This is a genomic window from Leifsonia sp. 466MF, assembly GCF_900100265.1.
Taxonomy (GTDB): domain Bacteria; phylum Actinomycetota; class Actinomycetes; order Actinomycetales; family Microbacteriaceae; genus Leifsonia.
Genome location: NZ_LT629696.1, coordinates 233,954 through 258,792, shown reverse-complemented (window position 1 = coordinate 258,792; position 24,839 = coordinate 233,954). Strand labels below are relative to the sequence as shown.

The following is a 24,839-nucleotide window of genomic DNA, read 5'->3' as shown; positions in this document are numbered from 1 at the left end:
CTCAGACGCCCGGCCCTTTCTCGTTGGTGACTACCAGTCGTTCCCCACGCGGATCAGCTTCTTGTTGACGAACTCGTCCGCACCGAACCGGCCCAGCTCGCGACCCGAACCGGAACGCTTGACGCCGCCGAAGGGCAGCTCGGCGCCGTCGGCCAGGACGACGTTGACGAACACCATTCCGGCCTCGATGCGGTCGGCGACGCGCGACGCCTGCTCCTTGTCCGTCGTGTACAGGTAGGAGCCGAGCCCGAACGGGGTGTCGTTGGCGATGCGCACGGCGTCGTCCTCATCCTTGGCGCGGTACACCTGGGCGACCGGGCCGAAGAACTCCTCCTTGGAGGCGGGGTTGTCGGGCGTCACGTCGGTGAGCACCGTCGTCTCGAAGAAGGCGCCGTTGCGGCCTCCGCCGCGCACCAGCTTCGCGCCGTTGTCGACAGCGCGCTTGACCTGCTCGTCGAGGTTCTCCGCCGCCTTCAGCGACGAGAGCGGGCCGAGGGCCGAGTCCTCGCTCGTCGGGTCGCTCGCCTCGACCTCGGAGAGCTTCGCGGTGAACTTGTCGAGGAACGGCTCGTAGAGCTCGTCGATGACGACGAACCGCTTGGCGGCGTTACAGGACTGACCGCTGTTGTCGAGGCGCGCATCCACCGCGTTCTGCACAGCGGCATCCAGGTCGTCGGTCGAGAGCAGGATGAACGGGTCGGACCCGCCCAGCTCCAGCACGACCTTCTTCAGGTTGCGGCCGGCGATCTCGGCGACCTTCGCGCCGGCCCGCTCGGAGCCGGTGAGCGAGACACCCTGGACGCGCGGGTCGGCGATGACGGTCTCGATCTGCGGGTGGCTCGCGTAGATGTTGACGTAGGCGCCCTCGGGGAAGCCGGCGTCGAGGAAGATCTGCTGGATGGCGGCGGCCGACTCGGGGCACTGCTCCGCGTGCTTCAGCAGGATGGTGTTGCCGATCACGAGGTTCGGTCCGGCGAACCGGGCCACCTGGTAGTACGGGAAGTTCCACGGCATGATTCCGAGGAGCACACCGAGCGCCGATCGGCGGACGACGGCCGACCCGTCACCGTCGAGCAGCTGGATGGGCTCATCCTTCAGGAACTCGTCCGCGTGGTCGGCGTAGTACTCGTAGATCGCACCGGCGAAGTCGACCTCGGCGAGCGCCTGCTCGACGGGCTTGCCCATCTCCTGCACGATGATCTCGGCGAGCTGCTGCCGGCGCTCCACGTGGAGTTCGCCGACGCGGCGGATCAGTGCAGCCCGCTCCTGCGTGGTCGTCGACCGCGACCAGGTACGGAAGGCGTGGTCTGCGGACGCGATCGCCGCCTCCAGGTCGGCATCGCTGATGGTGTCGAAGGTCTTGACCGTCTCGCCGGTGGCGGGATTGGTCACGGCGTAGCTCATGGCGCTCCTCTTCTTCGCTGAAACGGGTCTCTTCTTCGCTGAAACGGGTGTGGCCCATCATGACAATACGGCTTCCGAAGCACCTGTGACCCGCCACATCGTCCACGAGTGCGGGCATGCCTCGACATGACGTACAGCGCGTCGGCATCATCGGCCATCTCCCCTGCGGACCCTCGCAGGAACCGTTGCAATCGGGCGACCGGAGCGTTCAATGGTGGCTGATCGAGGGAGGTGCTCGTGGACCTGCACGGGAAGAGCGTCGTCGTCACCGGCGGAAACAGCGGGATCGGGGCGGCGATCGCCCGTTCGCTGGCCGCCGCGGGAGCGGCGGTCGTCATCGACTACGTCTCGCGGCCGGAGGACGCCGCCGACCTGGTCAAGGACATCGTCGCGGCGGGCGGTCGCGCCATCGGAGTGGAGGCGGACGTCACCACGACCGCGGGCATCGACAAGCTGATCGGAACGGCGGTGGACGAATTCGGGCAGTTGGACGCGTTCGTCAACAACGCGGGCATGGAGCTGCGGCACAGCCTGCTCGAGGTGGACGAGGAGACCTTCGCGAAGGTGATGGCCGTGAACCTCACGAGCGCGGTGTTCGGGACGCAGCGCGCGGCGAAGCGGTTCATCCAGCAGGGAACCGGCGGGGTGGTCGTGAATGTGTCCTCGGTCCACGAGGACTGGCCGATGCCCGGAAACCTCAGCTACTGCGTATCGAAGGGCGGGATGCGGATGCTCACGCGCACCGCCGGTGTCGAGCTCGGACCTCAGGGCGTCCGTGTGGTCAGCGTCGCGCCCGGCGCGGTCGACACGCCCATCAACGCGGCCACGATGAAGGATGACGCGCTGCGCCAGAAGCTGGAGAACTCCATCCCCCTCCGCACGGTCGCCGAACCCTCCGAGATCGGGGATGTCGTCGCGTTCGTGGTCTCGGATGCCGCGAAGTACATGACCGCGACGACGGTCTTCGTCGACGGCGGCATCATGCACGGCAGCGTGGGGCTCTGACGGAGCGCGAGGGCACGCCACCGGAGAAGGAAGGAGCGAGAGCGATGACCGAACCGCACATCCTCATCCTCGGCGCAGGGTTCGCCGGGTTCACGCTCGCGCGGGACTTGCGTCGCGACGCCGCGGCCCACCGCCTGCGCATGACCGTCGTGGAGCCCGAGCCGTACCTGACCTACAAGCCCTTGCTGCCCGAGGTGGCGGGCGGCGAGACCCAGGCGCGTGACTCGGTCGTGCCCCTGCGCCGCCCGCTCAAGAACGCCGACATCGTCGCCGGGGCGCTCCAGTCGGTGGATACCGGCGCCCGGGTCGCCGTCGTGCGGACCCTCGACGGGACCGAGCGGGCGATCGCCTACGACCACGTCGTGTTCGCCCTGGGCGCCGTCACCAAGACGCTGCCCATCCCTGGGCTCGCCGAGACCGCGATCGGCTTCTCCAGCGTCGAAGAGGCGGCATATCTGCGCGACCACGTGCTGGAGCGCATCCGCTTCGCCGCCGCCACCGGCGACGCCGCCGAGCGGAAGCGGGCGCTGACGTTCGTGTTCGTCGGCGGCGGGTACACCGGCGTCGAGGCGATCGCGGAGCTGCAGCGTGTCGCGGCTGCCGAACTCGACCGCTACAGGGAGCTCGACGGCGAACGGATGAGCTGGCTGCTGATCGAGGTCGCCGGCCGGATCGCCGCCGAGCTCCCCGAGCAGCTCTCCGCCTGGACCCTGAGGCTGTTGCGCAAGCGCGGCATCCACGTGCTGCTCCACACCGAGGTGAAGAGCTGCGAGCACGGCGACGTCGTGCTCAGCAACGGTCAGACGCATCCCACCGACACGCTCGTATGGGTGGCCGGCGTCACTCCCAACCCGGTGCTCGACCGAGCGGATGTGCCGCGCGGCCCGAAGGGGCACGTGCAGTGCAACGCGAGCCTGCAGGCGGTCCGCGACGACGGCACGCCCCTCGACGGCGTGTGGGCTCTCGGAGACGACGCCCAGGTGCCCGATCTGCTGGCCGAGAAGCAGCCCGCCTACTACCCGCCGAACGCGCAGAATGCGATCCGGCAGGCACGGGTGCTCGCCGGCAACCTGCGGCGGTCGATCGCCGGCGAGAGACTCACCGAGTACCGTCACCGTGCACTGGGGACGCTCGCCAGCTACAGCGGGATGCGCGGGGCCGCCGTCGTCCGCGGCATCCCCCTGCGCGGCGTCGCGGCGTGGGCCGTCGACAAGGTCTATCACGCGATCGCCCTGCCCAGCCTCTCGCGTCGGTTCCGCCTCGTGCTCGGGTGGGTCGGCAATGGACTCACCCCACGCGATGCGGCGCCGGTCGGAACGGTGCAGGAGCCGCGGGAACGGTTCCGTGAGGCGGCAACCGCGCAGGAGAAGAACTGACCGACGCCGTCCGACCCCGTTGACCCGGGAGTCTCGGGGCGTTGGATGGCCAATGTGCACGCGAACGACAGGACGCGCGAAAAGGAGACACAGCATGACGACGGTGAGCGAGTTCGTGATCGAGCGGATCCGGGAGTGGGGCGTGCGGCGGGTGTTCGGATTCCCCGGCGACGGCATCGGGGAGTTCGACGGCGCCCTCGGCAAGGCGGAGCGGGCCGAGGAGGGCGTGGAGTACATCCGTCCGACGCACGAGGAGATCGCCGCGTTGATGGCGACGGCGCACGCGAAGTTCACCGGCGAGGTCGGCGTGTGCGTCGCCACGTCGAGCCCGGGCGGGTTCCACCTGATCAACGGCCTGTACGACGCGAAGATGGACAACCAGCCCGTCGTCGCGATCGTCGGCCAGCAGGGCCTCGACTCGCTGGGGACGTTCAACCAGCAGGAGAGCCACCTCGAGCGGACCTTCTCGGACGTCGCCGCGTACGTCCAGACGATCGTGTCGCCCGCGCAGGCGCAGGCCGTCGTCGACACCGCGTTCCGGACCGCGATCACCCGGCTGCAGCCGTGCGTGATCATCCTTCCGCACGACGTGCAGGGGCAGAAGATGGTGGAGCCGGGACCTGAGATGTGGCAGTCGCGTTCGAGTGCTGTGGCGCCATCCACCGCCATCGCTCCCCCGCTGGAGCAGCTGCAGGCCGCCGCCGATCTGATCAACGCCGGCGAGCGCGTCACGTTCCTGGTCGGCGCCGGGGCGAACGGCGCGACGGCGGAGGTGCTGGAGGCGGCGAAGCTCGCCGGCGCCGGCGTCATCACCTCCCTCCGTGGCAAGCAAACCGTGCCGTCGGACGTGCCGTTCCACACCCAGCAGCTGGGGCTCCTCGGCTCCCGGCCGAGCTACCACCAGATGAAGGAGTGCGACACGCTCGTGCTGCTCGGCACGAACTATCCGTACGGGCAGTTCCTCCCGGCGACCGGGCAGGCGCGGGCCGTACAGATCGACCTGCGACCCGAGCAGCTCGGCCTGCGGTACCCGACCGAGGTGAGCATCTGGGCGGACGTGAAGACCGCCCTCGCCGGACTCCTCCCCCTGCTCACCCAGAAGGAGGACCTCTCCTGGCAGGAGAAGGTCGCCGACGACATGCGGACGTGGGACGACGAGCTCGCCGCCCAGGCCGATCAGACCTACGACGACGGAGTGAACCCGCGCCGGGTGTACGCGGAGTTGAACAAGCGGCTGCCCGCCGGCGCGATCGTCACCGCCGACGCGGGCACCACCGCCGACTGGTACGGCCACTACATCCGGCTTCGCGACGGGATGCTCGGCGACCTCTCCGGCCGCCTCGCCACGATGATCGCAGCGATGCCCTACGCGGAGGCGGCGAAGTTCGCGTATCCCGACCGGACGGTCGTCTGCACCATCGGCGACGGCGCGTTCCAGATGCTCGGGATGAACGAGCTCATCACCATCAAGAAGTACCTGTCACGCTGGTCCGACCCGACCTTCATCGTCCTGGTGCTGCACAACGACGACCTCACGCAGGTCTCGTGGGAGATGCGCACCGAGGACGCGAACCCCGTCTGGGAGACCGCACAGGCCGTCGAGTCCGTCGACTACGCCGGGTGGGCGCGCCTCCTCGGCTTCAACGGCATCACCGTGACCGACGACGACGATGTGGCCGCCGCGTGGGATGCCGCATTCGCCCACCGCGGCGTCACGCTGATCGACGCGCACACCAGCAAGAACGTGCCGCCCCTCCCCCCGCACATCACAGCGGAGTTCGCCAAGAACACGGCGTTCGCGCTGCTGAAGGGCGACCCGGACGGGCTCGGCGCCATCAAGGACTCGGCGACCTCGCTGGTCACCGAGGGCGTGGAGCGCGTGAAGGGGGTGCTGCACCGGGACCGCGGCGACGCGGAAGGGTGAAGCGGCCGCCCGCACGAGCCCGACCTACTGCATCGGGGTGTGTACGAGGGTGTGCTTGTTCCGTACTGCCTTGGTGCGCAACCTCATCATGGGGCGCTCTGGTCCGGGTCGACGTACCCGACATAGACCAGGACGAATGGCGACGGGTCCTTTTGGAACACGTGGTAGAAGGGCGAATTGATCTCCAGATCGTTCGCTTCCAACGTCGCCAGAAGCTGTGTGTACACCGCTTCTGTCTGCTCGTCGAATTCACCCTTGACGATCCCTCTCAGGAGAGGGGAGACGTCGACGTACGAATGAAACAGAAAATCCTCGTGACGTGGGAAGGTGCTTTGCCGAATCGGGACGAACGTCTCGATATCGACCATCTCGTCCATCGGCACGTTGTGGAGACTGTAGAAGAGCGGCCCCACGGGTTCGCAGCCGTCCGCCTCGACCCGGGACACGAACTCGTCGAACTGCGCCGCCATCTCCGTGTAGTGACACTTTGTGCGATGGCTCAACACGTTTTGAAAGGACAGTCTTTGGCCGAACGCCACGTCATGAAACGGCGTGGCCATCAACGCTTCTCCACGTGCGCGTATAGGTCGAGCACGGACTCGCCGTAGAAGTCGAGGATCACGTGATAGACGCTCTGAAGACTCAATCCTTCTTCTGCCACGGCCTCCTCGATCGCGTCGTACGGCAGTGGCTCCTCGACATCCCAGTGACGATAGAAGTAGTCAGTCTCCAGCTCTACGCGCTCTTGGAATTCGAATCCGGAGTGGCGATCACCGACCATATTCACACGATTACCCAGAGTGGTCATGAGGGTGAAGGTCTCCGATCCAGGAAGTCCCCGAAAGACCATTGGGCCCGTGGTGTAGTAACCGTTGTGCACCAGAACCTCACGGAAGTAGGCGGCAGTGCCGTCGACGATGTCCAGAAGCTCGTCGCCCTCGTGTAGGTCGAGCGTGTAGCTCACGACGTTGTTCATGCTCAGCGTGCGCGGTTGGAGTTTCACGGTGAGTCCTCATTTCTCGTTGTCTCGTTCAGAACCGTTCACGATGTGCGGCGGGTGAGCCGGGAACCGCGGTCACAGAACGTACTTGGCCAGTACCCAGAACAGAGCGAGAGCCCCCGCTATCCCCACAACCCAGAGGATGATCTTCCTGGCAAGCCTCAGGCGCACTTCCTTCGCCACGGGGCGAGGAGGACGCTCCCAGTAGTCACGATCCTTCGACTTCAGATAGGCGAGGTACGCGAACTCGACCGGGAGACTGGGTATTACACAAGCAAAAAGGAGCAACCCGAGCGCACCAGCCGTGTTCACGAGATACTGCCCAGACGTCACCACGTTGGACACCACCGCCACCAGTCCGAAGGCAATCCAGAACATCGTGGACCGATTGGATCGGGACACAGCTAGGAAGTTGCCCATCGTGCGCTTCTCGGAATGCCCGATTCGCAACCGACGTCGCAGCAGGAGGACGTGCACCGACGTCGAACCGGCGACAATCACCACAGTGATGATGCCTACGGTGCTGAAGAGCGTCGCATAGAACTGCTCTCCTCTTGCCTGGGAAAGCGTTGCTATTGCGAGTGCCAGCAAACATAGGCAATAGACGAGGATCACTGCCATGCCCGCCATGACCATTGAGGAAAGCACCTGGGCTCGGTAGCTCACACCCTTGAGCAGCACCGACAGCAATAGGCAGATTGCGCTGGTCCAGATGAGCACAACGTTGATGGCCGAGAGGGACGAAAGTACGCCGTAGCCCTCGAATGCACTGGGAGCATTCAACGGCCCAACGTTCGCCGCAAAGAGCACCACAATTGTGGGACCTGCCAAAGCAGGCAGCATGGCGATGGATCCGCGAGTGTTGGCTAAGGCCTGGAAATACGCACGGTTCGCCTCGGCGATAGTCGGCTTCTTCTCTTGCATCATGTCAGCGGTAGGTCTTCTTGATCATCTCTTTGGCGGCATCAGTCGCTGAGGGACCACCGCCCCATTCGATGTTCAGCGCCAAACCCACCACAAACCCGGCCACCGCTCCAACGATGGTCCCAGCCGGAGGCACAATGAGCGAGCCGATTGCGGCGCCCGCACCGGCCGCGGCCGCCGCGCCCGCGAGGTCGACTCCGGTATCGACGGCGAAGTCCGGCACATCATTACCCTGCACACCGTCGCCGAAGTACTTGTCAGCGTTGGACCCGACGGTAAGAACGGTGCCGGCAGCGCCAGAAAACTTGCCGAGCTTGCTGAGATTAGAGGTGCCCTTCCACCCGGTGAAGTCGTCGATGGGAGCCTTGAGCGCAGCGCTCGCGCCTGCCTTGACCGGCTGCAAATAGTGGTCGATCCGCGTTCCGGCTGCGGCGTTGAGGCCCTTGCCCCCGCTGTAGAGATACTTACCCTTCGGGTCGTACAGAAACGTCTTACCGACCTTCAGACGGCCCTTGCCGTCAGCCTTGATCTTCCCGCCCGCGAGATACTCGAGGATTTCCTTCCTCGTCGCCGCGGCCCCCAGCGCGCTTCCGGTGGCTCCGAGGACGTCGAGCTTCATACCGGGCATCACAGCCGGCTCGCTCAAGCTCTTCAGCAGGGCGATGACGTCGCCGGTGGCAGCTGCCAGGTTCTCGAGCCGCCCCATGAAGAGACCCTTGGTCGCCGCAGCGAAGTCTCGCAGCGCTTTGAGCTTGTCTTCCAGTTCGTGGATGTCCTTCTCGAGCTGGTTCAGTACCAACTCCAATTGAGCGTTCTTCGCCTCCAACGCTTCACTAAGGCCAGGCACTGCCGTCGATGAGTCCGCGGCACGTTCGTGGACCTCGATCTGGTGTTCGGTCGCGTCGCGCTGCTTTTTGGTCGCCCTGAGTTGAGTGTTCAGCTCATCCTCTTTGAGCACCCCGAACCTGCTCACCTTGGAGTCTTCGCTCGTATAGGTTTCGAGCTCGCCAGAGATGGAGTCGATCTCGTCCTTCGCCTCTTTGACGCACGGCGCGATGATCTGCGCGAACAAGGAATCGACTGCCGTATAGCCCTTCCCGGATAGCTCCCCCGTGCCCAGAGCGGTGGTCAGACGGGTGGACGCGCTACTCAGCTTCGTCAGCACGGCGGACGCGGCTGTGAGGTTCGCCGACAGTGCAGCTTTGAGGTTTCCCGAGTCGCCGGAGTCGTAAATCAAGCCCATGACATGCCCGCTTTCTCTCGCCGCATGCGTTCCAGCTCTTCTTCGGATGACGAGCGGATGCTGCTCGCTGTCTCCTCGAAGAGCTCGGCCTGTTCATTCGCCAGTTGGCCGACGTAACTGTCGACCTCTCGTCTCGCCACTAGGCCCTTCTTGACGAAGTAGTTATCCGCGCCCATGGCGATGCCGGCTTGTTCGAACAGGGTCGTGTTCTCCCGCATCACTCGCCGGTAGTCGTCCCACTGCTCCTCGAGCACGCGAATCGTCGCCAACTGTTCGGCCGTGTTGTCCTCGTGAGCCCGAATCCTCTGCTCGATCTCGATCTGCTGTGCACTCAGATGCCTCATCGCGCTTCGCACCAGCCGCTCGCGTCCTGCTTGTCCCGATCCTCGATCTCGGCGGCAAGGGCGGTTACGTTGCTCGCCTGACCTTTCACGCCGGACGCGAGTTCAGAGATGCAGTCAAGGAGCTTGTTCGCGACGCTTGATCCGTCTTGCATGCACGAAACGTTGCTCGCGCTCAGGGTCACCTGCTGCCCTCCCCCGCTCGTATCAAGCTCCGCGAACCCCGAGACGGCCTCCTGTGCGGCACCGACGTTTGACGCGACCTTCACGACTCACCTTTCCTGTCTTGCTGCTGGACCAACCCACGAAGTTCGAAGAACGGGTCCGCGCGAACCCGCGCCATGTTCTCGATCTCCTCGCTTTGGACGGCATCGGGGATGTCCGTGAGGGCGCCCGCGAACTGCTTTACCTGCGTCGTCTTGCGACGCCCGTTCTCCATCTGGTCGAGAAGATCCGTGAGAAATTCTGTATCAGCGGCATCAGTGTAGCCATGATGAACAACAGTATGGATTTCAGTGGCCACAATAGGGGAACGTCTCCCTGTCCGGCGCCTCCCCATAGGGATGCGGACCTACCAGGTAGCGCGCGACGACCTCGTTCCGCGTGTTATCCGGTCGGAACGCTCCTCTCGCCAGAACGACGAACAAGCCGGAAGCGCTCTCGGTCTCCAGCCGAACGATGGACCCCAAGCCCAGGAGGTCGCCCGTCATTTCGAGGGTCATCGTCATCCTTCGTTCTGCTGGATGGTGGGGATGACGATCTCGGAGAGTTCGTCATCCTTGAGCGAATGGAGGACGTTCTTGCCGGCCGCCTGCCTCCGGGCCGCGAGCGGCAGGTTGTCGACGAACCGCTGCGTTCCCAGGTCGCCACCGAAGAGGAGCTGATCCACGTTCTCTTTGAGTGTCGCGATCAAGCCGAAATTGCTGTTCACCTTGGAAACGTGGTCCAACAGGATCACCTGGACGTGATCGCCGCTGGCGCCGAGAAGCTCGGCGAGCTGATCGGTCGGCAGCATGAGCTTCTCCAACACATCGGTCAGGCCGTTGATCAGGATGCAGCTCGGCGTCCGTGTTCCGAACTCGGTCAGATCCGTCAGCGCCTTTTTGACCGCCTCGGCATGACTCTTCAGCGCCGCCTTTCCGATGTAGAGGCATTCGATAGCTCCGAGAAGCGGCCTGAGCGTGTCATGAGCGTCGATGACGACAAGGTGTTCGCTGGCGATCGCATCCCGCAGACCTTCGATCACGAACGGATACGTTGACGCCGCTTGCTTCCCTGTCGCAGGGAAGATGGCCAACGCCTTACCGACAAACAGGTCGAAGCTCTCCGGCAGGGCGCTGCTCTTGTTCAACCCGAGGAAGAGCTTGTTCTGCGACTCCCCGCTGGATACCCGGCTTCCGAACGCCTCCACCGTCAGCTCCTGCGGCACCATCGGGATCCGCTCCGGGCGCGCGCCCGTCCACGCTTCGCCGATGGCGGCGACCTCCTTCTCCAGGGCGTCAAGAACGGCCGCATCGTCCGCTCCGTCGCAGGGCAGGAAGATCTGGATCGCGGTCGGAGACTCGAGCTGGAGCTGGCCGCGGCCGAGTATCTCGGCCTGCATGACCCGATCACGGCCGAAGAGGGCCGCGACGTCCGCCTCATCGTTCAGATAGAGGGCGATCGAGGTCGGGATGTTGCTGGTCATGTTCATGCGCATCGAGTTCGCGCGGTTCGCCGTGAGCACCAGGTACACGCCGAGTGCCGCACCCTCTCGCAGGACCTGGATGAGCTGGGCGTCGATCGCCTCCTTCCGCTTGTCCTGGGCGAGGCCGTCGTAGCCGTCGAGGACGTTCAGGAGGGTGGGGAGCGACTGGCCGGTCTTGACCATGTACTGAGCGAGGGTTGCCACGCCGATGCTGCGGAGGAGGCTCTTCCGGTCGGCCAGCACGCCGGCGATGCGCTCCATGGCCTTCTGGAACTTCTCCTCTTCCTCCAACGTCACGATGTCTGCGACATGCGGAAGGGGCGCCAACGGGAGCAGTCCGTTGTTTCCGAGGTCCAGCAGCATGAACTGCATCTGCTCGGGAGTGTTCTGCCGGGCCAGGTTCATCACCAGCGTCTGGAGCAGCGTGGAGGCGCCGTATCCCGGGCTGCCGAAGACGGCCGTGTGCCCGGCCTCAGGGAGGCTGAAGCGGTACACCTCCTGCGCCTGCTTGCTGGGGATGTCGAGGAGACCGAGCGGGACGCCCGGCTCCGCGTCGACGGGAGGCGACGGGATCCGGCTTCCCAAGGGCGGCAGCCACGGCTTCTCCGGGAGGACCGCCCCCGACTCCGCGGCGAGCGCCGCCAGATGCTCGACGACCGCGTCGAGCTCGCTCACCTTCTCCTTCCGGGCCTCCTGTGCCGCCTCGTCGCCGGACAGATCGCGAGTCCAGAGCTCGTACTGCCCGAAGTCGTTGATCAGGTAGATGCGCTCATCGACCGTCTTCTTCTCGGTCTTGCCCGGGTCGTAGTCGGCCCCCGACCAGGCCGACTGGAACAGCTCGTAGATCTCGTTGTTGCCGACCTGGAGATAGGCGCGTCCCGGCTCGACGATGCCGGCCGCGTCGGGCGTCTTGATGATCTCCTGCGAGTCGGAGACGTCGGCCACCTTGAGCGCGAGCTTGAAGCGGCTGTTCGACCAGATCTGGTCGTTCACGACTCCACTGGGCTTCTGAGTCGCGAGGATCAGGTGGACGCCGAGGGATCGGCCGATGCGGGCCGTCGACACCAGCTCTTCCATGAACTCCGGCTGGTTGGCCTTGAGCTCGGCGAACTCGTCGGAGATCAGGAAGAGGTGCGGCATCGGCAGAGCCGGATACTTCGCCCCGATCTCACGGTCGTCGGAGTTCTTTCCGAGCTTGTAGAGCCGGGTGTAGCCGTTGATGTGGTTCACGTCGTACTGCGCGAAGAGCCGCTGGCGCTTCTGAAGCTCGGCGCGGATGGACGCGAGCGCGCGAGCAGAGGCTGCGCCGTCGAGGTTGGTGATCGACCCGAGAAGGTGAGGCAGACCGGCGAAGAGATTGGCCATCCCGCCGCCCTTGAAGTCGATGGGGAGGAAGCCGACGTCCTCCGGCGCGAAGTTCACGGCGAGAGACAGGATGTACGACTGGACGATCTCGGACTTGCCGGAGCCGGTCGTACCCGCGACGAGTCCATGCGGTCCGTGCGCGCGCTCGTGGAGATTCAGCTCGACGAGGTCGTCCTTTCCGCGCAGACCGAGCGGGACGGCGAGCGTCTTGGAGGTGTCCGCACCGGCCCACCGCTGGGCGACGCCCAGGTCGTCTACGTGCTTGACGTCGTACATCTCCAAGAAGGTGACGGCCTTCGGGATGGCGTTCTTCTCGACCTCCACGTGAGTGAGGTTCGCGAGCCTGCGCAGCGCCAGGTCGCGGTCGGGCGGAGTCGGATACGGCACGAAATCGCGGGCGACGTAGACGCGGTCGTCGTTCACGAGCACGCCGGCGCTCCGGTTGCGGTACTCGACGAGCGCGGACACCGTCTCGGGAACCTGCTTGCGGTCCTCCCGGCACCAGACGACCGTGACGCCCAGCTCCGTCATGTCCTCGGCGAGGAACTCGTTGATGCCATGCCCGGCGAGGTAGGAGTCGTCGAGGATCGACAGCACGTAATGCGGGGAGAAGACCGACTTCTCCCGGCCCGCCTGTGTCAGCGCCTGCCGTCGCTTGCTGAGGATCTGCGTGAAGCTGTTCAGGATCATGTCCCGTGTCTTCGCGTTGTGGACGAGCCCGCGGACATTGAGGCCCTGCATCGTGAAGTGCGGGAGAAAGCGCCACGGGTGCCAGTTCTCGCGATACGACTTGCCCGGAACCAGGGCGATGAAGTTGACGTCGCGATAGGACTGGAAGACGGCGAGCTGGAGCAGAAGGTTCGCCGCGGCGGTACGCACGGCGTCATCCGTGCCGACCAGCCCGAGCGTCTGCGTTCGGAGGCTCAGCGTGATCGGGACGTTCTGCTGCGTCGAGAACCGGTCGACCAGCTCGGCCACCCGTCGAGTGTCCGCGTCGTCATCTCTCTCGTTGGCGTCCGAGGTGACCGTCAAGGACGACGGAGCGTCTCCTGTCCCCAGCGAGACGTCCAGGAAGTCCTTGTTGTTGGGAAGCCGTTCATAGATCCGCGGGCCGTAGGCGGTCACCATGCGCACCAGCGCCTCGGGACCGGGCGCGTTGTAGTCACGGACGCTCTTCTCCTGCTCGCAGAGACGCGTCAGCGACGCCGTGACGTTGACGAGGTAACGCTCGTAGTCGTCCCGTCGAGCGTCGTCCTCCTTCCGGCGCTCACGCCGATCTGCCACGAACTGGGAGACGGTGAACGCGGCGGTCAGCAGGCTCAGAATGGCCATGCCGAGCATCATCAGCGGATTGCGCCCGGACAGCACGGTGGTGGCCACGCCGACGGCGACCATTCCCAGCGGCGGGAGAAGGGCCTTCAGGATGCTGTTCTTGTCGGGCTTCTGAGCCGGCGCGATCTTGTGCACCTGCACTTTGTCGCTCGGGACCTCCAGGGTGATCCTGGGGCTCCGACGATAGTCGGGGAAGTCGGGCGGGAACTCGTCGTGCTGCTCCTGTTCGAGGAACGTGCTCCGGTCCAGCTCCGTGCCGTCGGCGAAGGTGGTCACCCTCCACTGCGCCGCACGCCTCTCGACGAGGTAGTCCGCAGTCAGGACGCGGTCGCCCACGGCGGCCGCGTGGATGATCTCACGCTCGTCCGCCCGCCGCTCGTTCACGTAGAGGAAGTCACTGCCCGTGCGAGCGATGACGGTATCGCCGTGGATGGCGACCATGGTGTCACCCGGGGTCCTGATGCTCGCGCTGTCGGAGCCGCCGATGAGGAAATGATCGTCGGGATCGAACACCAGGTGTGTCGATTCCGCTCGACGAGCATCCACGACGAGGAGCACGTGGTCGTTGCACTCAGTGAGGCCCGCGGGCACGGCGGCGCCATTGATGAACAGGCGATCGTTGACGACCCCGAGGGTGAGATCGTCGAAGACGGCGGACGGTCGCTCCTCGGTGAGGGGGATCGTCACGAGTTCCGCGTCGAGCACATACACGGAGAACAACACGGATCCGGCGATCAACCGGTCGTCGCGGAGCCTACCGCCGGAGGGTCCAGTCGCCGAGAGCGCGAAGAAGTCGGTGCCGGGACCCGCGCTCATCGGGTCGCTCCGAGCCGTGCGATCAGCTCTTCGATCTTCTTGGCGTACTCGTCGAGCAGCTTCTGCTTGCGCGCACCCTCCATCGACGTGTCGAGCTTGGTCGCCTCGTAGAGGTCGGTGTACGCGAGCAGGGTCAGCTGGTCGTCACCGAGGTTCTGGGCGAGGTTGAGCGCCGTATCCAAGTCTCCTCGTGCGAGGTGGATCCAGTAGTCGAGCGTGTTGTCGTCCGTCTTCGTGGAGATGTTGTTGAGCACGGTCTGCTTCTGAACGGCCGTCAGTTTCGTCAGCTTGATCGAGCTCACGGCCAGGACGTAGCGCGCCGACTTCGGCAGATCGCTCGGGCCGTACTCCTGAAGGTCCTTCAGCGTCTGCGCATAGTCGCTGGTCAGGAAGTCGGACTGGGCCGTGATGATCGCTTCCTGCCGCGGCTGAGCCACCACGACGGATTCGTACGCCCACCATCCCGACACCGAGGCGGCCACGACGGCGACTGCAGCGAGCACCGTCGTGAGCCGGTAGCGGAGCTTCCGAACCGACACGGTCTCGCGCGACGCTCTCGAGGCCTCCTCCGCCACTTCCCGGTCGACGAACGCAGCGATGTCGTCCACGGTCGGGAAGGAGGCGATCCGCTTGCTGAAGTCGTCCTTCAGAGTCGCCGTGCCATCGATGAGCTTCTCGAACGGCAGACGAGGATGCAGGATGCTCAGCACGAGCGCCTTGTATCCCTTCAGGAACAGCGCGTCGTCGAAGGCCATCGGCGCGAGGATCCCGACGAGGCCGCTGTGCGTCACGGAGACGCCTGCCCCCGTGATCACGATGTTCTCGGGGTGGAGGAAGGGAATTCGGAACTTGCCGGCCAGTGGCCGCAAAGCGGCCAGCTTCTGAGCGGTCTGCAGCTTCTCGAGCCGGGTGCGAGCCGCCGAAGCCGCTTGGCGGAGGGTGCGCGCGGCCGCCGGAACGCGATAGGTCAAGACGGCTTGGAACTGCTCGGGAACCTCCTCCGCGAGCGTGACATGGTGACGAACGATGTCGATGGAATCCATGCGTATCTGCGCACCGGCCAGCAGTACCCGGACCGTCTCTCCGGTGCGTTCGAACTCCAACGTCTCGCGCCCATCGAAAACCCTCATACCTACCCACTTCGTCGCGGTGCCCGTGCACCTGATCTGCCGTACGCTCAGAAGTAACAGTACAGACATATAACAGGTCATAACCTGATAAGGTCACATCCTGCTCATCTTCGAGACCGAATTCATGGGGGATCGACATGCTCAAGAAGGTTCTGATCAGCATCGGCACCGTGGCCTTGGCGCTCCTCCTCGCCGCTTCGACGAACGTGCTCAGCGCAGCCACGGCGGCCGCCCCTGCGGACCGGCAGACGATCGCCCTGGTGAACGAGGACGAACCCGCGACCTTCAACGGCGCCACTTACCTGTTCGGCAAAGAGTTCGTCAGCCTCGTCTCGAACGCCGATCAGAACAACTGGCAGGTCGTCTCACGAAGCGTCGCGGAGAGAGCATTCACCGATGAGACGGTGAGCGCTGTCGTCGTGCTTCCAAGGACCTTCTCGCATGACCTGCTGACCCTGCAGGACCTGAATCCGGTCAAGGCGACCATCGACTACCGCGTCGTCGGCGACGACGAGCTCTCCCGGGAACGCCTCGAAAGCCGGATGTTCACCATCATCCGCGACTTCAACTCCCGGATCGTGCAGATGTACTTCGCGAGCGTCGCCTCGAACATCTCCGGGGCCCAGGTCAACATGGAGTCGGTCGTCTCCAGCCAGACTGCGCTCCTGGACAGTGTCTCCAACACGCTGCGCCCCAACCTCGAGAAGACTGCGAAGAGCTACGACGGCAGCATCGACATGGCGACGGTGCTGCGCGGACTCAACAGCGCGTGGGTGTCGGCGCAGAACGGATTCACCGCGAACACCACGGACACGCTGACGTCCGTCAGCGACTCCCTGGGTCGGCAGCAGCCGTCGCTCTCCGCGTACTTCCGCCAGCAGGAACAGATCGCGAAGACGAACGTGGCGAACGGCAACGCCGCCCTCACCGATCAGAGCGCATCCGACAAGAGCTACTACGACCAGGCGTTCGCGGACCACATCGACGGGTTGTTCTCCGGCGCGGACGGCTGGAGCGGACTGGACGGCTTCTCGTCGACGGATGCTTCGGGCACACACACCGGGCTGCTCGCGTCGCTCAAGGAGACGGTGCAGAAATATGACGGGATGGCCAACTCTGTCAACGGGCGCGTGGAAGTAGTCAAAGAGTCGCTCAAACATCAGGAGGACGCACTCGCCAGGTCCCGCGACGACCTCATGAGCTTGGAGACCCGCCTCCTTTCCGAGTACTTCGGCATCACAATGCCGATCACAGACAGCAACTACACCGTCAGCCCCGAGACCTTGACGCCCGAAATGGCGAGGCGTGCGCTCGCGCAGAAGCTGTCCAACACGTTCAGCGGAAGTGGCGCCGCTGCAGTGACCGTGGAACGGTACAAGGAGAAGATCGACCAGCTCGTCGCCCTCATTCCGACGGATCCCGCCCAGTACACCGAGCTGTTCAGCGCACTCAAGGCCGCACACAACGAGTTCGAGCCCCAGCCGTACATCAGCCAGCTGGGCCTCATCCAGCACTATGCGAAGGAGAATCCGACCGGTGCGGCCGCGCCGCAGCTGAATGTGGTCTCCACGTCGACGGGGCCCACGGAGCAGTCGGTGACCAAGACGCTGCCCGTCGCGGTCCCCGCCGGATCGCGTTACGCGGTGAGCGTCGACCTCCCCGAGACGCTCGAGGCCTCCCGCATGACGGTCGGCCTCGGAACCGTCGCCCCCGCCTGCGCGGACGCGACGCCGAACTGCGTGACGGTCGATCAGGCAACCGGCACGGCGACCCTCGACAACAGCGAGGGAACTGCCCCGCTCACGGCAAGTCTGACCTACATGATCGACCTGGAGGATGTCGCCGGCACCGCCACCCTGTCGTACACGGCGCAGGACACCACAGCCGCAGAGCCCGTGCCGCCCACGAGCCTCGGGACGGATGTCTACGTCCTCGTCCCCGCCGATGCCGCCAAGAATCGGATCGCAGGCGACGACTTCGTCACCATCACCGAGTACCTCGGCAACATCCGGACCGCGGCGAACCTGCTCCAGTTCCTCTACGGTGCGCCTGATGACACCCTCGAGAGCTTCACGAGCGCGGTGGGAGCCACCGGAGTCGTTGCCGGCCACAGCGAGGAATCCGTCTCCAAGCGGTACGGCACCATCGACGCCGTCGACATCGAGAAGTACCTCAGCGACGTGGACGTGGACAACTTCCAGGCACTCGGCCAGGACAACATCGCTGCGATCATCAAGCAGATCGGCGCCGTCAGAGGGCAACTGGCCTCCACCTCCGACAACGTCGCGACTCTGAACGGGCTCAGCGTGCCCGAGGGCTATTTCTCAGGATCAGTGCAGGCGCTCGAGCAGTGGTTCGCCGCAGCGATCACCAGCGTCAACGCTGCTCCGGCTCTGTGGGAAGCGAAGTCCAACACCGTGATCCAGTTGAAGACGACCGCCTGGAACGACCAGGATCCGGGCCTCTCCGAGCTGTATCTCGACGAGAAGACGGGCCCGGCGCTCTACGAGACTCTCTCGCATCTGGTGGCCACGACCAGCGCGAACGCCAAGAACGTCGCGGCCAGCGCGCGGATCATCACAGACAACTCGGCCGACTTCGACGAGCTCGTCTCCAGCGTTCAGAAAACGCAGACCGAGACTCAGGCGGTCCTCGACGCGATGAGCGGAACCATCTCCACCGGTAGCTCCACCCTGGCGACGAGCAGCGACTACAGCGAGCGGTTCTCGACCGTGCTCGCCAACACGCGCGCAAACGGCGCCGATCCCGCGAAGATCTACGACTCGTTCGCGAATCCCATCACGACCACGAACAGCACGCCCACGGCGGCGGCATCCGCACCGGCATTCGATTACACATGGATCCCCGTCTTCGTCGCGGGCTCGTTGATCGGGGGCCTGCTGACGGTGCTGAATTCGTGGCGCCGCAAGCGAGCGCGCGGCTGATCCTCGGCTCGCACTCCCACCGATTGTCGGTTCTCGTGCCCGAAGGCAGGATGGGAACGACGAGTCGAGGGGGAGTCCGTTGTTCTCAATTGAGCCGATGCCTGGCAATCCGTGGCCGCACGACATGGTGATCCGGGTCGACGATGATCTGCAGTCACTGCTGGAACTGCTATGGGTACGCGAGGCGTGGCAGCTTCATCCGGTCGGTGACGATCTCCCGCCCGCGCTCATCGACACACCCATCGCCGTGGCTCCCGCCATGCGGATGTCTGCACCGACCTCGGAATGGGAGGCTGTCTGGCCACGCGTCTGGGAGGAGGTGCTGGAGCACGCGGGGACCACTCCCAGGCCCGATATCTTCGAGCTCCTGCAGGCGACTCCGAATGGCTCGCCTGATCGCGCGAGCCTGTTGCGCGAACTCGTCGGCCCCTCGTGGCGCGAGGAGGTCGGCGGCGAAGCGTTCACCGATGAAGCCGAGCAGTGGATGCAGGCTCAGTTCGAGCAGCGAGTACGTCCGTCGTCGGCGGGGCTGGAGGCGCAGCCGGAACGCCTCTCGCTCGAGGCGCTGATCCAAGCCTGGAAGTGCGGCTTGACCACGGTGGTGCAGATTCCCTGTCGGGGCGCCTTCACCCGGCGCATCGGCCCGCACGCGATCCTCGTCACCGCCGGAACTCGTGCCGATCCCGAGCGCTACGCAGAGGCGCTGCGGATGTTCTGCTGAGAGAGCCTGGACGATGTGCCCGTTCTCCGGTGCCGGGATTCGCGCTACGAGCCCGGGGAGGTCGCCGGCAAACGCGTGACCACCGCCAGAACGTCCCCGTGGCCGATCGGGAAGTCGCCGACGACGTCGTAGGGGCCGAGGCGCAGCGGTTTGTCCTTCACCGCGAGATGCCAATCGCTCGGCATGACGATGCCGTGCTCGTCGAGCACGGCGCTGATCAGTTGCGTCAGCCGCGCCAACGTGACGGCGGCAGGGACCCGGAGGTCGAGCTGTTGGGAATTGAAGTCGATGCTGACGTCAATGTGCCGATCGGCCATGAGTCCTCCGTCGTCTCGACGCGGTCTTCCAGCCGATGAACGCCACCAGCAGGGTCAGGGGAAGGGCCGCGACGATCATCAGCGTGTACCAGAGTTCGCTGCCCTGGGAGGGACCGTCGATCGTCGTCGCGGGCAGGTCGTGTGGGGCGTAGCTCTCGAACAGCTGCGCTCGAGCGCCCGAGTAGTCCCGCAGGAAGAGCGGGTTCACATGCGGGGCGAAGTCCGTCGACTCGATCACGTGCGGGATGGACGCCTCTGCGAGTCCTCGGGAGGCGGCGCGCTCGTTCATCGGGGGCAGGAAGAGCTCCGCCCGTACCGGGAAGTCGACCGATCCCCCGGCACTGACGCCGTCGTTGGTGATGACCTCTGGGAGCAACTGCAGGCTGCCGTCGCCACCCGGGCCGACTCCAGGGTCGGATCCCGTGTCGGCCCAGGCCGCCGCGCCCACAGGGGAAGCCAGGCTGAGACCCATCATGAGGGCCAGCCCGGCCACCCCGGCGCGGCGGGCGACCCCGGCGTCAGAAGCCGAAGCTCTGCGCATCCTGAGCATCGCGCTCGGCAACGGTGTCCGCGTACTTGACCAGCTGCTTGTTGATGTCCTCGAGGAGCAGCTCGAACTGCTGCACGCTCTTGGCGAGCTGGTCGTACTGGTTCAGGTACGCCTCGAACGCAGCACCCTTCCACTCTTCGGCGATGGTGCCGTTCATGCTGTTGACCTTCTGAACCGCAGCCTCGATCTCGCTCTTCGCGGTCAAGTAGACCTGCGCCTGAGTCTTGAGCTCTTCGGGGGTGACACTGATAACGGCCACGAGGACCACCTTTCATTGAAATACACGTTCCAACGCAACATATCACACGCGGGATGAAGGTAGCCCGGATCGATGCCCGCGAGTGTCCGCAATGGTCGTTCGGCTCGTTAACGGACTCCGCCCACCGCTGGCTCCACGAATCCGTGAAGCCAGCGGTGGGCGGAGGAAGGCCCGCGCGGGTTACTGCGCGAGGGTGAGGAGCACGTCGTCGCCAGGGGCAGCCGGCACGAAGTCGGCCTCGATCTCGGCGCGGCCGAGGAGGTCGTTCATGCGGCGCTGGCGGTGCTTCGGGATGAGGGTGACGACCGTGCCCTGCTTGCCGGCGCGGCCGGTGCGGCCCGAACGGTGCAGGTACGTCTTGTACTCGTCCGGAGCGTCGGCCTGGATGACCAGGTCGATGTCGTCGACGTGGATGCCACGGGCGGCCACATCCGTCGCCACCAGCACGTTCACGCGGCCGCTGGTGAGCTGGGCGAGGTTGCGGGTGCGGCGGGACTGGTTCAGGTCGCCGTGGAGGCTGACGGCGGGGATGCCGGCGTCCTCCAGCTGCTCGGCCAGCATCTCGGCGAACGCACGGGTCCGGGCGAAGACCAGCGTCTTGCCGTCGCGGTCCGCGAGCTGTTCGATGATGGCGCCCTTGTCGCGGTGTTCGATCACGAGCACGCGGTGATCGATGGTCGAGGACGCCTGGTCCTCGCCCGCCACCTCGTGCACGGCCGGGTTCACGAGGAACTCGTCCACGAGCTGCGCCACACCCGAGTCGAGCGTTGCGGAGAAGAGCAGCTTCTGGCCGCCCTCGGCCGTGTGACGCAGGATGCGCTGGACCGGCTCGAGGAAGCCGAGGTCGCACATGTGGTCGGCCTCGTCGAGGACGGTGATCTGCACCTCGCTGAGGTCCAGACGGCCCTGCTCGACAAGGTCCTCGATGCGGCCCGGTGTGCCGATGACGATGTCGACACCGCGCTGGAGCGCGCCCACCTGACGACCCTGCGGCACGCCGCCGTAGATCTGGGTGGTGAAGAGGCCGACGCTGCGCGCGATGGGCTGCACGGTGCGGTCGATCTGCAGCGCCAGCTCACGCGTGGGAGCCAGGATGAGGGCGCGCGGGGCGCGGCCGAGCTGACGCTTGCCGCCGGCCTTGCCGGAGTCGGCCCACAGCTGCATGAGGCGCTCGGCGAGCGGTGCGCCGAAGGCGATGGTCTTGCCGGAGCCGGTGCGGCCTCGGCCCAGCACGTCCTTGCCGGCGAGGACATCGGGCAGCGTCGCAGCCTGGATCGGGAACGGCTTGTCGGCTCCCAGCTCGGCGAGGGCACGGACGATGTTGCCGCCGAGGCCCAGGTCGGCGAAGGTCACGCCGTCGACGTCCTCGGCCTGAATGGCCTCCGCCTCGAGACGCTCGAGCACGACGTCATCGGTCGGCGTGAAGGCCGGCTTCTCGTCGCGCGACGGGTAGAAGTCCGAGTCGCGGCGCGGGCGCTCGGTGCGGTCGTCGAACTGACGGCGCGGACGCTCGTTGCGGTCGCTGAAGTCCCGACGCGGACGGTCGTCGTACTCGCGACGCGGACGCTCGGCACGGTCATCGAACTGACGACGCGGACGCTCGGCGCGGTCGCCGAAGTCGCGACGCGGACGGTCGTCGTACTCACGACGCGGACGCTCGGGCCGGTCACCGAAGTCGCGACGCGGACGGTCGTCGTACTCACGACGCGGACGCTCGGTGCGGTCACCGAAATCGCGACGCGGACGCTCAGCGCGGTCACCGAAGTCGCGACGCGGACGCTCGGTCCGGTCGCCGAAATCGCGACGCGGACGGTCGTCGTACTCACGACGCGGACGCTCGGTCCGGTCACCGAAATCACGACGCGGACGGTCCGCGCGGTCGTCGAAGCTGCGGCGGGGACGGTCGTCGCCGTCGCGGCGGGGGCGGTCCTGACGCGGCGCGCGCTCCTCCCACACCCGCTCGGTGCGGCGGGCGTCCTTGCCGCGAGGCTCCCAGTTGGGGCGCTCGGTGCGGCCGCGGCCGGCGCTGTCGTCGCGGGTTCCGTACGTCGAACGGCCGCGCGCGGCACGCTCGTCGGCGCTCCAGCGGGCCTTCTTGCCGGACGCAGGCTCCTCCGCGCGGTAGCCGCGGTGCTTGGGGCTCGGGTTGCTGCTGCTCTTGGGCGCTCCGCCGCGGGACGGCTTCTGCGATCGTCGGTCGTTGTTGTATCCGGGCATGGATGTTCTTCCTGGGTTCATGTCGAGTGCTCGGCGGCACGCCGCAGCGCACCGAATGATTCCCGGGCGAACTGTGTCCGGGGCCGTTCACGATTGTGTGATCCATACCGCCGATCGGGTACGGAACCGGCCCACTTGACTGACAAACCCATCCGCGCAGATCGCGCAGTGTCAAGAGCCGACCTCCCCACGATAGTGCATGGATGCTGGGAACGGACTGCTGATCCCTCTCCGTGTGCGCCGAGGTGCGGGGTATACAGGGAGGTATGAGCGCTCCCTCCGCGAACACGCCCTCGGGGAACCGGCCTGCAGCGGGCAAGCTCGACGCCGTCGTGATCGGGTCGGGCCCGAACGGTCTCTCCGCTGCCGTCACGCTCGCGCGCGCCGGTCTGTCGGTGCGGGTGTACGAGCGCAACGCGACGGTGGGCGGCGGACTGCGGACCGAGGAGCTCACCCTCCCCGGCTTCCGGCACGACGTCTGCTCGGCCGTCCATCCGCTGGCTTTCGCATCCGGCTTCTTCCGCAGATTCGGTCTGGAGAAGCGCGTGCCGTTCGTCGTGCCGACCGCGTCATACGGCAATCCGCTTCCGGGAGGCCGGGTCGCGATGGCGTACCTCGACCTCGAACGCACGGTGGATGCGCTGGGCGTCGACGGCCCCGCCTGGCGCGCCCTGCTCGGCCCGCTGGTCGAACACGCGGACGCCGTGGCCCAGTTCACCGGTTCGCAGCTGCTGCAGGTGCCGAGGCATCCCTTCGTCGCCGCCCGGTTCGGGCTGACCGCCATCGCTCAGGGCGGCCCGTGGTGGGACCTGCCGTTCCGGACCGAGGCGCCGGGCGCTCTGCTCTCCGGCGTCTTCGCCCACACGACCGTCCCCCTGCCGAGCGTCGCAGGAGCGGCCGCCGGAATGACGCTGGCGACCTACGCGCACGCACGCGGCTGGCCCATCCCGGTCGGCGGCAGCCAGGCGATCGCGGATGCGATGGTCGCCGACATCGTCGCTCACGGTGGCGAGGTCGTCACCGACACCCCCGTCGAGTCTCTCGCCGAGCTCCCCGACTCGCGGATCGTCGTCTTCGACACGCACGTGAAGCACGCCGCGCAGCTGGCCGCGGACCGGCTGCCCAGCGGTTACCTGCGGCGCATCTCCCGGTTCCGCGACGGCAACGGCGTGTTCAAGGCCGACTTCGCGCTCTCCGGTCCGGTCCCGTGGACCAACCCCGACCTGTACGAGACGGCCACGGTGCACCTCGGCGGATCGCGCCGGGAGGTGGCCCGCGCGGAGAACGACGTCGCCGCGGGCCGGCACAGCGACGCACCGTACGTTTTGGTCTCGCAGCCCTCCCTGTTCGACGGGACGCGGGCACCGGCGGGCAAGCACGTCCTGTGGACGTACACGCACGTCCCGCGCGGCTCGACGGAGGATCAGACGGAGGCGATCATCCGGCGCATCGAGGAGTTCGCCCCCGGCGTCCGCGACCTCATCATCGGGACGGCGACCAAGAACGCCGCGCAGATGGAGCAGCACGACCCGAACTACATCGGCGGGGACATCTCGGCGGGCGCGCCGGACTTCGGTCAGCTGGTGGCCCGTCCCGTCCTCTCGACAGACCCGTGGCGGATGCCGGGTCGCGGGCTGTACCTCGCATCGTCGTCCGCGGCACCCGGTCCCGGCGTGCACGGGCTCGGCGGCTACTACGCGGCGCGCAGCGCCCTGCGTCACGAGTTCGGCTTCACCCGGATGCCGGACCTGGCGCCGGGGCCCGACCAGACCATCGCCCGGCCCGTCGCCGCGCTGCCCGACCCCGTCCATCCCCACGAGCTTCCGGAGCAGTGAACATGTCTGTCAACGTCCGCCGTATGGCCTGCACGCCCGAGCAGGTCTTCGCCGTCCTCGCCGACCCCTGGGTCTATCCGACCTGGGTCGTCGGCGCCTCGCGACTGCGCGCCGCCGACAGCCGGTACCCGGCCGTCGGATCCCGTCTCCATCACTCCATCGGCGTCTGGCCGCTCGTCCTGAACGACGAGACGCGCATCGACGAGTGGGACCCGCCGCGCCGGATGGTGCTCGAGGCGAAGACACGGCCGTTCGGCTCCGAGCGGGTGATCATCGACGTGAAGCCCCGCGCAGGCGGCTGCGTCGTGCGGATGGAGGAGTTCCCGTACTCCGGTCCGGTGACCCGCATCCCGGACGTGCTGGCGGACAGCATGCTGCACGTGCGCAATGCGGAGACGCTGCGTCGCCTGGAGTGGGTTGCGCGAGGGCGCGCCGCCCAGTGACGACG

Annotated in this window: 21 protein-coding genes; 7 read left to right on the top strand and 14 right to left on the bottom strand. The window is 66.2% G+C overall.

Annotated elements, in window-relative coordinates; translation table 11 throughout:
• Positions 1 to 30: 30 nt before the first annotated feature.
• Positions 31 to 1,404: an NAD-dependent succinate-semialdehyde dehydrogenase gene (locus BLR91_RS01250; protein WP_018192291.1), complete on the bottom strand. Its 1,374-nt coding sequence runs from the start codon at positions 1,402 to 1,404 to the stop codon at positions 31 to 33.
• Between the two features lie 237 nt (positions 1,405 to 1,641).
• Between BLR91_RS01250 and BLR91_RS01245 the strand changes: the two genes are divergently transcribed.
• From BLR91_RS01245 to BLR91_RS01235, 3 genes are all read left to right on the top strand, one after another.
• Entirely contained in the window at positions 1,642 to 2,409 is a 768-nt protein-coding gene (locus tag BLR91_RS01245; protein ID WP_231918781.1) for a glucose 1-dehydrogenase, read from the top strand.
• Positions 2,410 to 2,453: 44 nt separating this feature from the next.
• Entirely contained in the window at positions 2,454 to 3,785 is a 1,332-nt protein-coding gene (locus BLR91_RS01240) for an NAD(P)/FAD-dependent oxidoreductase (protein ID WP_089877994.1), read from the top strand.
• Positions 3,786 to 3,879: 94 nt separating this feature from the next.
• Positions 3,880 to 5,709: a thiamine pyrophosphate-requiring protein gene (locus BLR91_RS01235; protein WP_089877997.1), complete on the top strand. Its 1,830-nt coding sequence runs from the start codon at positions 3,880 to 3,882 to the stop codon at positions 5,707 to 5,709.
• Between the two features lie 86 nt (positions 5,710 to 5,795).
• Here the strand turns inward: BLR91_RS01235 and BLR91_RS01230 are convergent, their stop codons facing one another.
• The 9 genes from BLR91_RS01230 to essB form a co-directional block, all read right to left on the bottom strand.
• Entirely contained in the window at positions 5,796 to 6,269 is a 474-nt protein-coding gene (locus BLR91_RS01230) for a DUF5085 family protein (RefSeq protein WP_089878001.1), read from the bottom strand.
• Positions 6,269 to 6,712 carry a hypothetical protein gene (locus BLR91_RS01225; RefSeq protein ID WP_231918780.1) on the bottom strand — a complete coding sequence of 148 codons (444 nt, stop codon included), beginning with the start codon at positions 6,710 to 6,712 and terminating at the stop codon, positions 6,269 to 6,271. The genes BLR91_RS01230 and BLR91_RS01225 overlap by 1 nt, the downstream gene beginning before the upstream one ends.
• A gap of 72 nt (positions 6,713 to 6,784) precedes the next feature.
• Complete coding sequence (locus tag BLR91_RS01220; protein WP_089878004.1) at positions 6,785 to 7,636, bottom strand: hypothetical protein; 852 nt, start codon at positions 7,634 to 7,636, stop codon at positions 6,785 to 6,787.
• Position 7,637: 1 nt separating this feature from the next.
• Positions 7,638 to 8,876 (bottom strand): hypothetical protein, encoded by a 1,239-nt coding sequence (locus tag BLR91_RS01215; protein ID WP_089878008.1) that lies wholly within the window; start codon positions 8,874 to 8,876, stop codon positions 7,638 to 7,640.
• Complete coding sequence (locus BLR91_RS01210; protein WP_089881633.1) at positions 8,867 to 9,220, bottom strand: hypothetical protein; 354 nt, start codon at positions 9,218 to 9,220, stop codon at positions 8,867 to 8,869. Before BLR91_RS01210 ends, BLR91_RS01215 begins: the two co-directional genes overlap by 10 nt.
• Positions 9,217 to 9,486: a hypothetical protein gene (locus BLR91_RS01205; protein WP_089878013.1), complete on the bottom strand. Its 270-nt coding sequence runs from the start codon at positions 9,484 to 9,486 to the stop codon at positions 9,217 to 9,219. The genes BLR91_RS01210 and BLR91_RS01205 overlap by 4 nt, the downstream gene beginning before the upstream one ends.
• Entirely contained in the window at positions 9,483 to 9,740 is a 258-nt protein-coding gene (locus BLR91_RS20270) for a hypothetical protein (protein ID WP_231918779.1), read from the bottom strand. Before BLR91_RS20270 ends, BLR91_RS01205 begins: the two co-directional genes overlap by 4 nt.
• A 201-nt stretch (positions 9,741 to 9,941) precedes the next feature.
• Positions 9,942 to 14,417, bottom strand: a complete 4,476-nt coding sequence (essC, locus tag BLR91_RS01195) for a type VII secretion protein EssC (protein ID WP_089878017.1) — start codon at positions 14,415 to 14,417, stop codon at positions 9,942 to 9,944.
• On the bottom strand, positions 14,414 to 15,547 hold the full coding sequence (gene essB / locus BLR91_RS01190) for a type VII secretion protein EssB (RefSeq protein WP_089878020.1): 1,134 nt from the start codon (positions 15,545 to 15,547) through the stop codon (positions 14,414 to 14,416). The genes essC and essB overlap by 4 nt, the downstream gene beginning before the upstream one ends.
• A gap of 137 nt (positions 15,548 to 15,684) precedes the next feature.
• Between essB and esaA the strand changes: the two genes are divergently transcribed.
• Complete coding sequence (gene esaA / locus BLR91_RS01185) at positions 15,685 to 18,492, top strand: type VII secretion protein EsaA (protein ID WP_089878023.1); 2,808 nt, start codon at positions 15,685 to 15,687, stop codon at positions 18,490 to 18,492.
• 97 nt (positions 18,493 to 18,589) lie between these two features.
• Positions 18,590 to 19,213 carry a hypothetical protein gene (locus tag BLR91_RS01180; protein ID WP_231918778.1) on the top strand — a complete coding sequence of 208 codons (624 nt, stop codon included), beginning with the start codon at positions 18,590 to 18,592 and terminating at the stop codon, positions 19,211 to 19,213.
• 44 nt (positions 19,214 to 19,257) lie between these two features.
• Here the strand turns inward: BLR91_RS01180 and BLR91_RS01175 are convergent, their stop codons facing one another.
• The 4 genes from BLR91_RS01175 to BLR91_RS01160 form a co-directional block, all read right to left on the bottom strand.
• Positions 19,258 to 19,530: an EsaB/YukD family protein gene (locus tag BLR91_RS01175; RefSeq protein WP_089878030.1), complete on the bottom strand. Its 273-nt coding sequence runs from the start codon at positions 19,528 to 19,530 to the stop codon at positions 19,258 to 19,260.
• Complete coding sequence (locus BLR91_RS01170; RefSeq protein ID WP_231918777.1) at positions 19,511 to 20,071, bottom strand: hypothetical protein; 561 nt, start codon at positions 20,069 to 20,071, stop codon at positions 19,511 to 19,513. The genes BLR91_RS01175 and BLR91_RS01170 overlap by 20 nt, the downstream gene beginning before the upstream one ends.
• Entirely contained in the window at positions 20,049 to 20,339 is a 291-nt protein-coding gene (locus BLR91_RS01165) for a WXG100 family type VII secretion target (RefSeq protein ID WP_026307305.1), read from the bottom strand. Before BLR91_RS01165 ends, BLR91_RS01170 begins: the two co-directional genes overlap by 23 nt.
• 180 nt (positions 20,340 to 20,519) lie before the next feature.
• Positions 20,520 to 22,556, bottom strand: a complete 2,037-nt coding sequence (locus BLR91_RS01160) for a DEAD/DEAH box helicase (RefSeq protein ID WP_089921683.1) — start codon at positions 22,554 to 22,556, stop codon at positions 20,520 to 20,522.
• 266 nt (positions 22,557 to 22,822) lie between these two features.
• Between BLR91_RS01160 and BLR91_RS01155 the strand changes: the two genes are divergently transcribed.
• A complete protein-coding gene (locus BLR91_RS01155; protein WP_089878034.1) occupies positions 22,823 to 24,391 on the top strand; it encodes a phytoene desaturase family protein in 1,569 nt (522 codons plus the stop codon).
• On the top strand, positions 24,388 to 24,834 hold the full coding sequence (locus tag BLR91_RS01150; RefSeq protein ID WP_020076667.1) for an SRPBCC family protein: 447 nt from the start codon (positions 24,388 to 24,390) through the stop codon (positions 24,832 to 24,834). The genes BLR91_RS01155 and BLR91_RS01150 overlap by 4 nt, the downstream gene beginning before the upstream one ends.
• Positions 24,835 to 24,839: the final 5 nt, after the last annotated feature.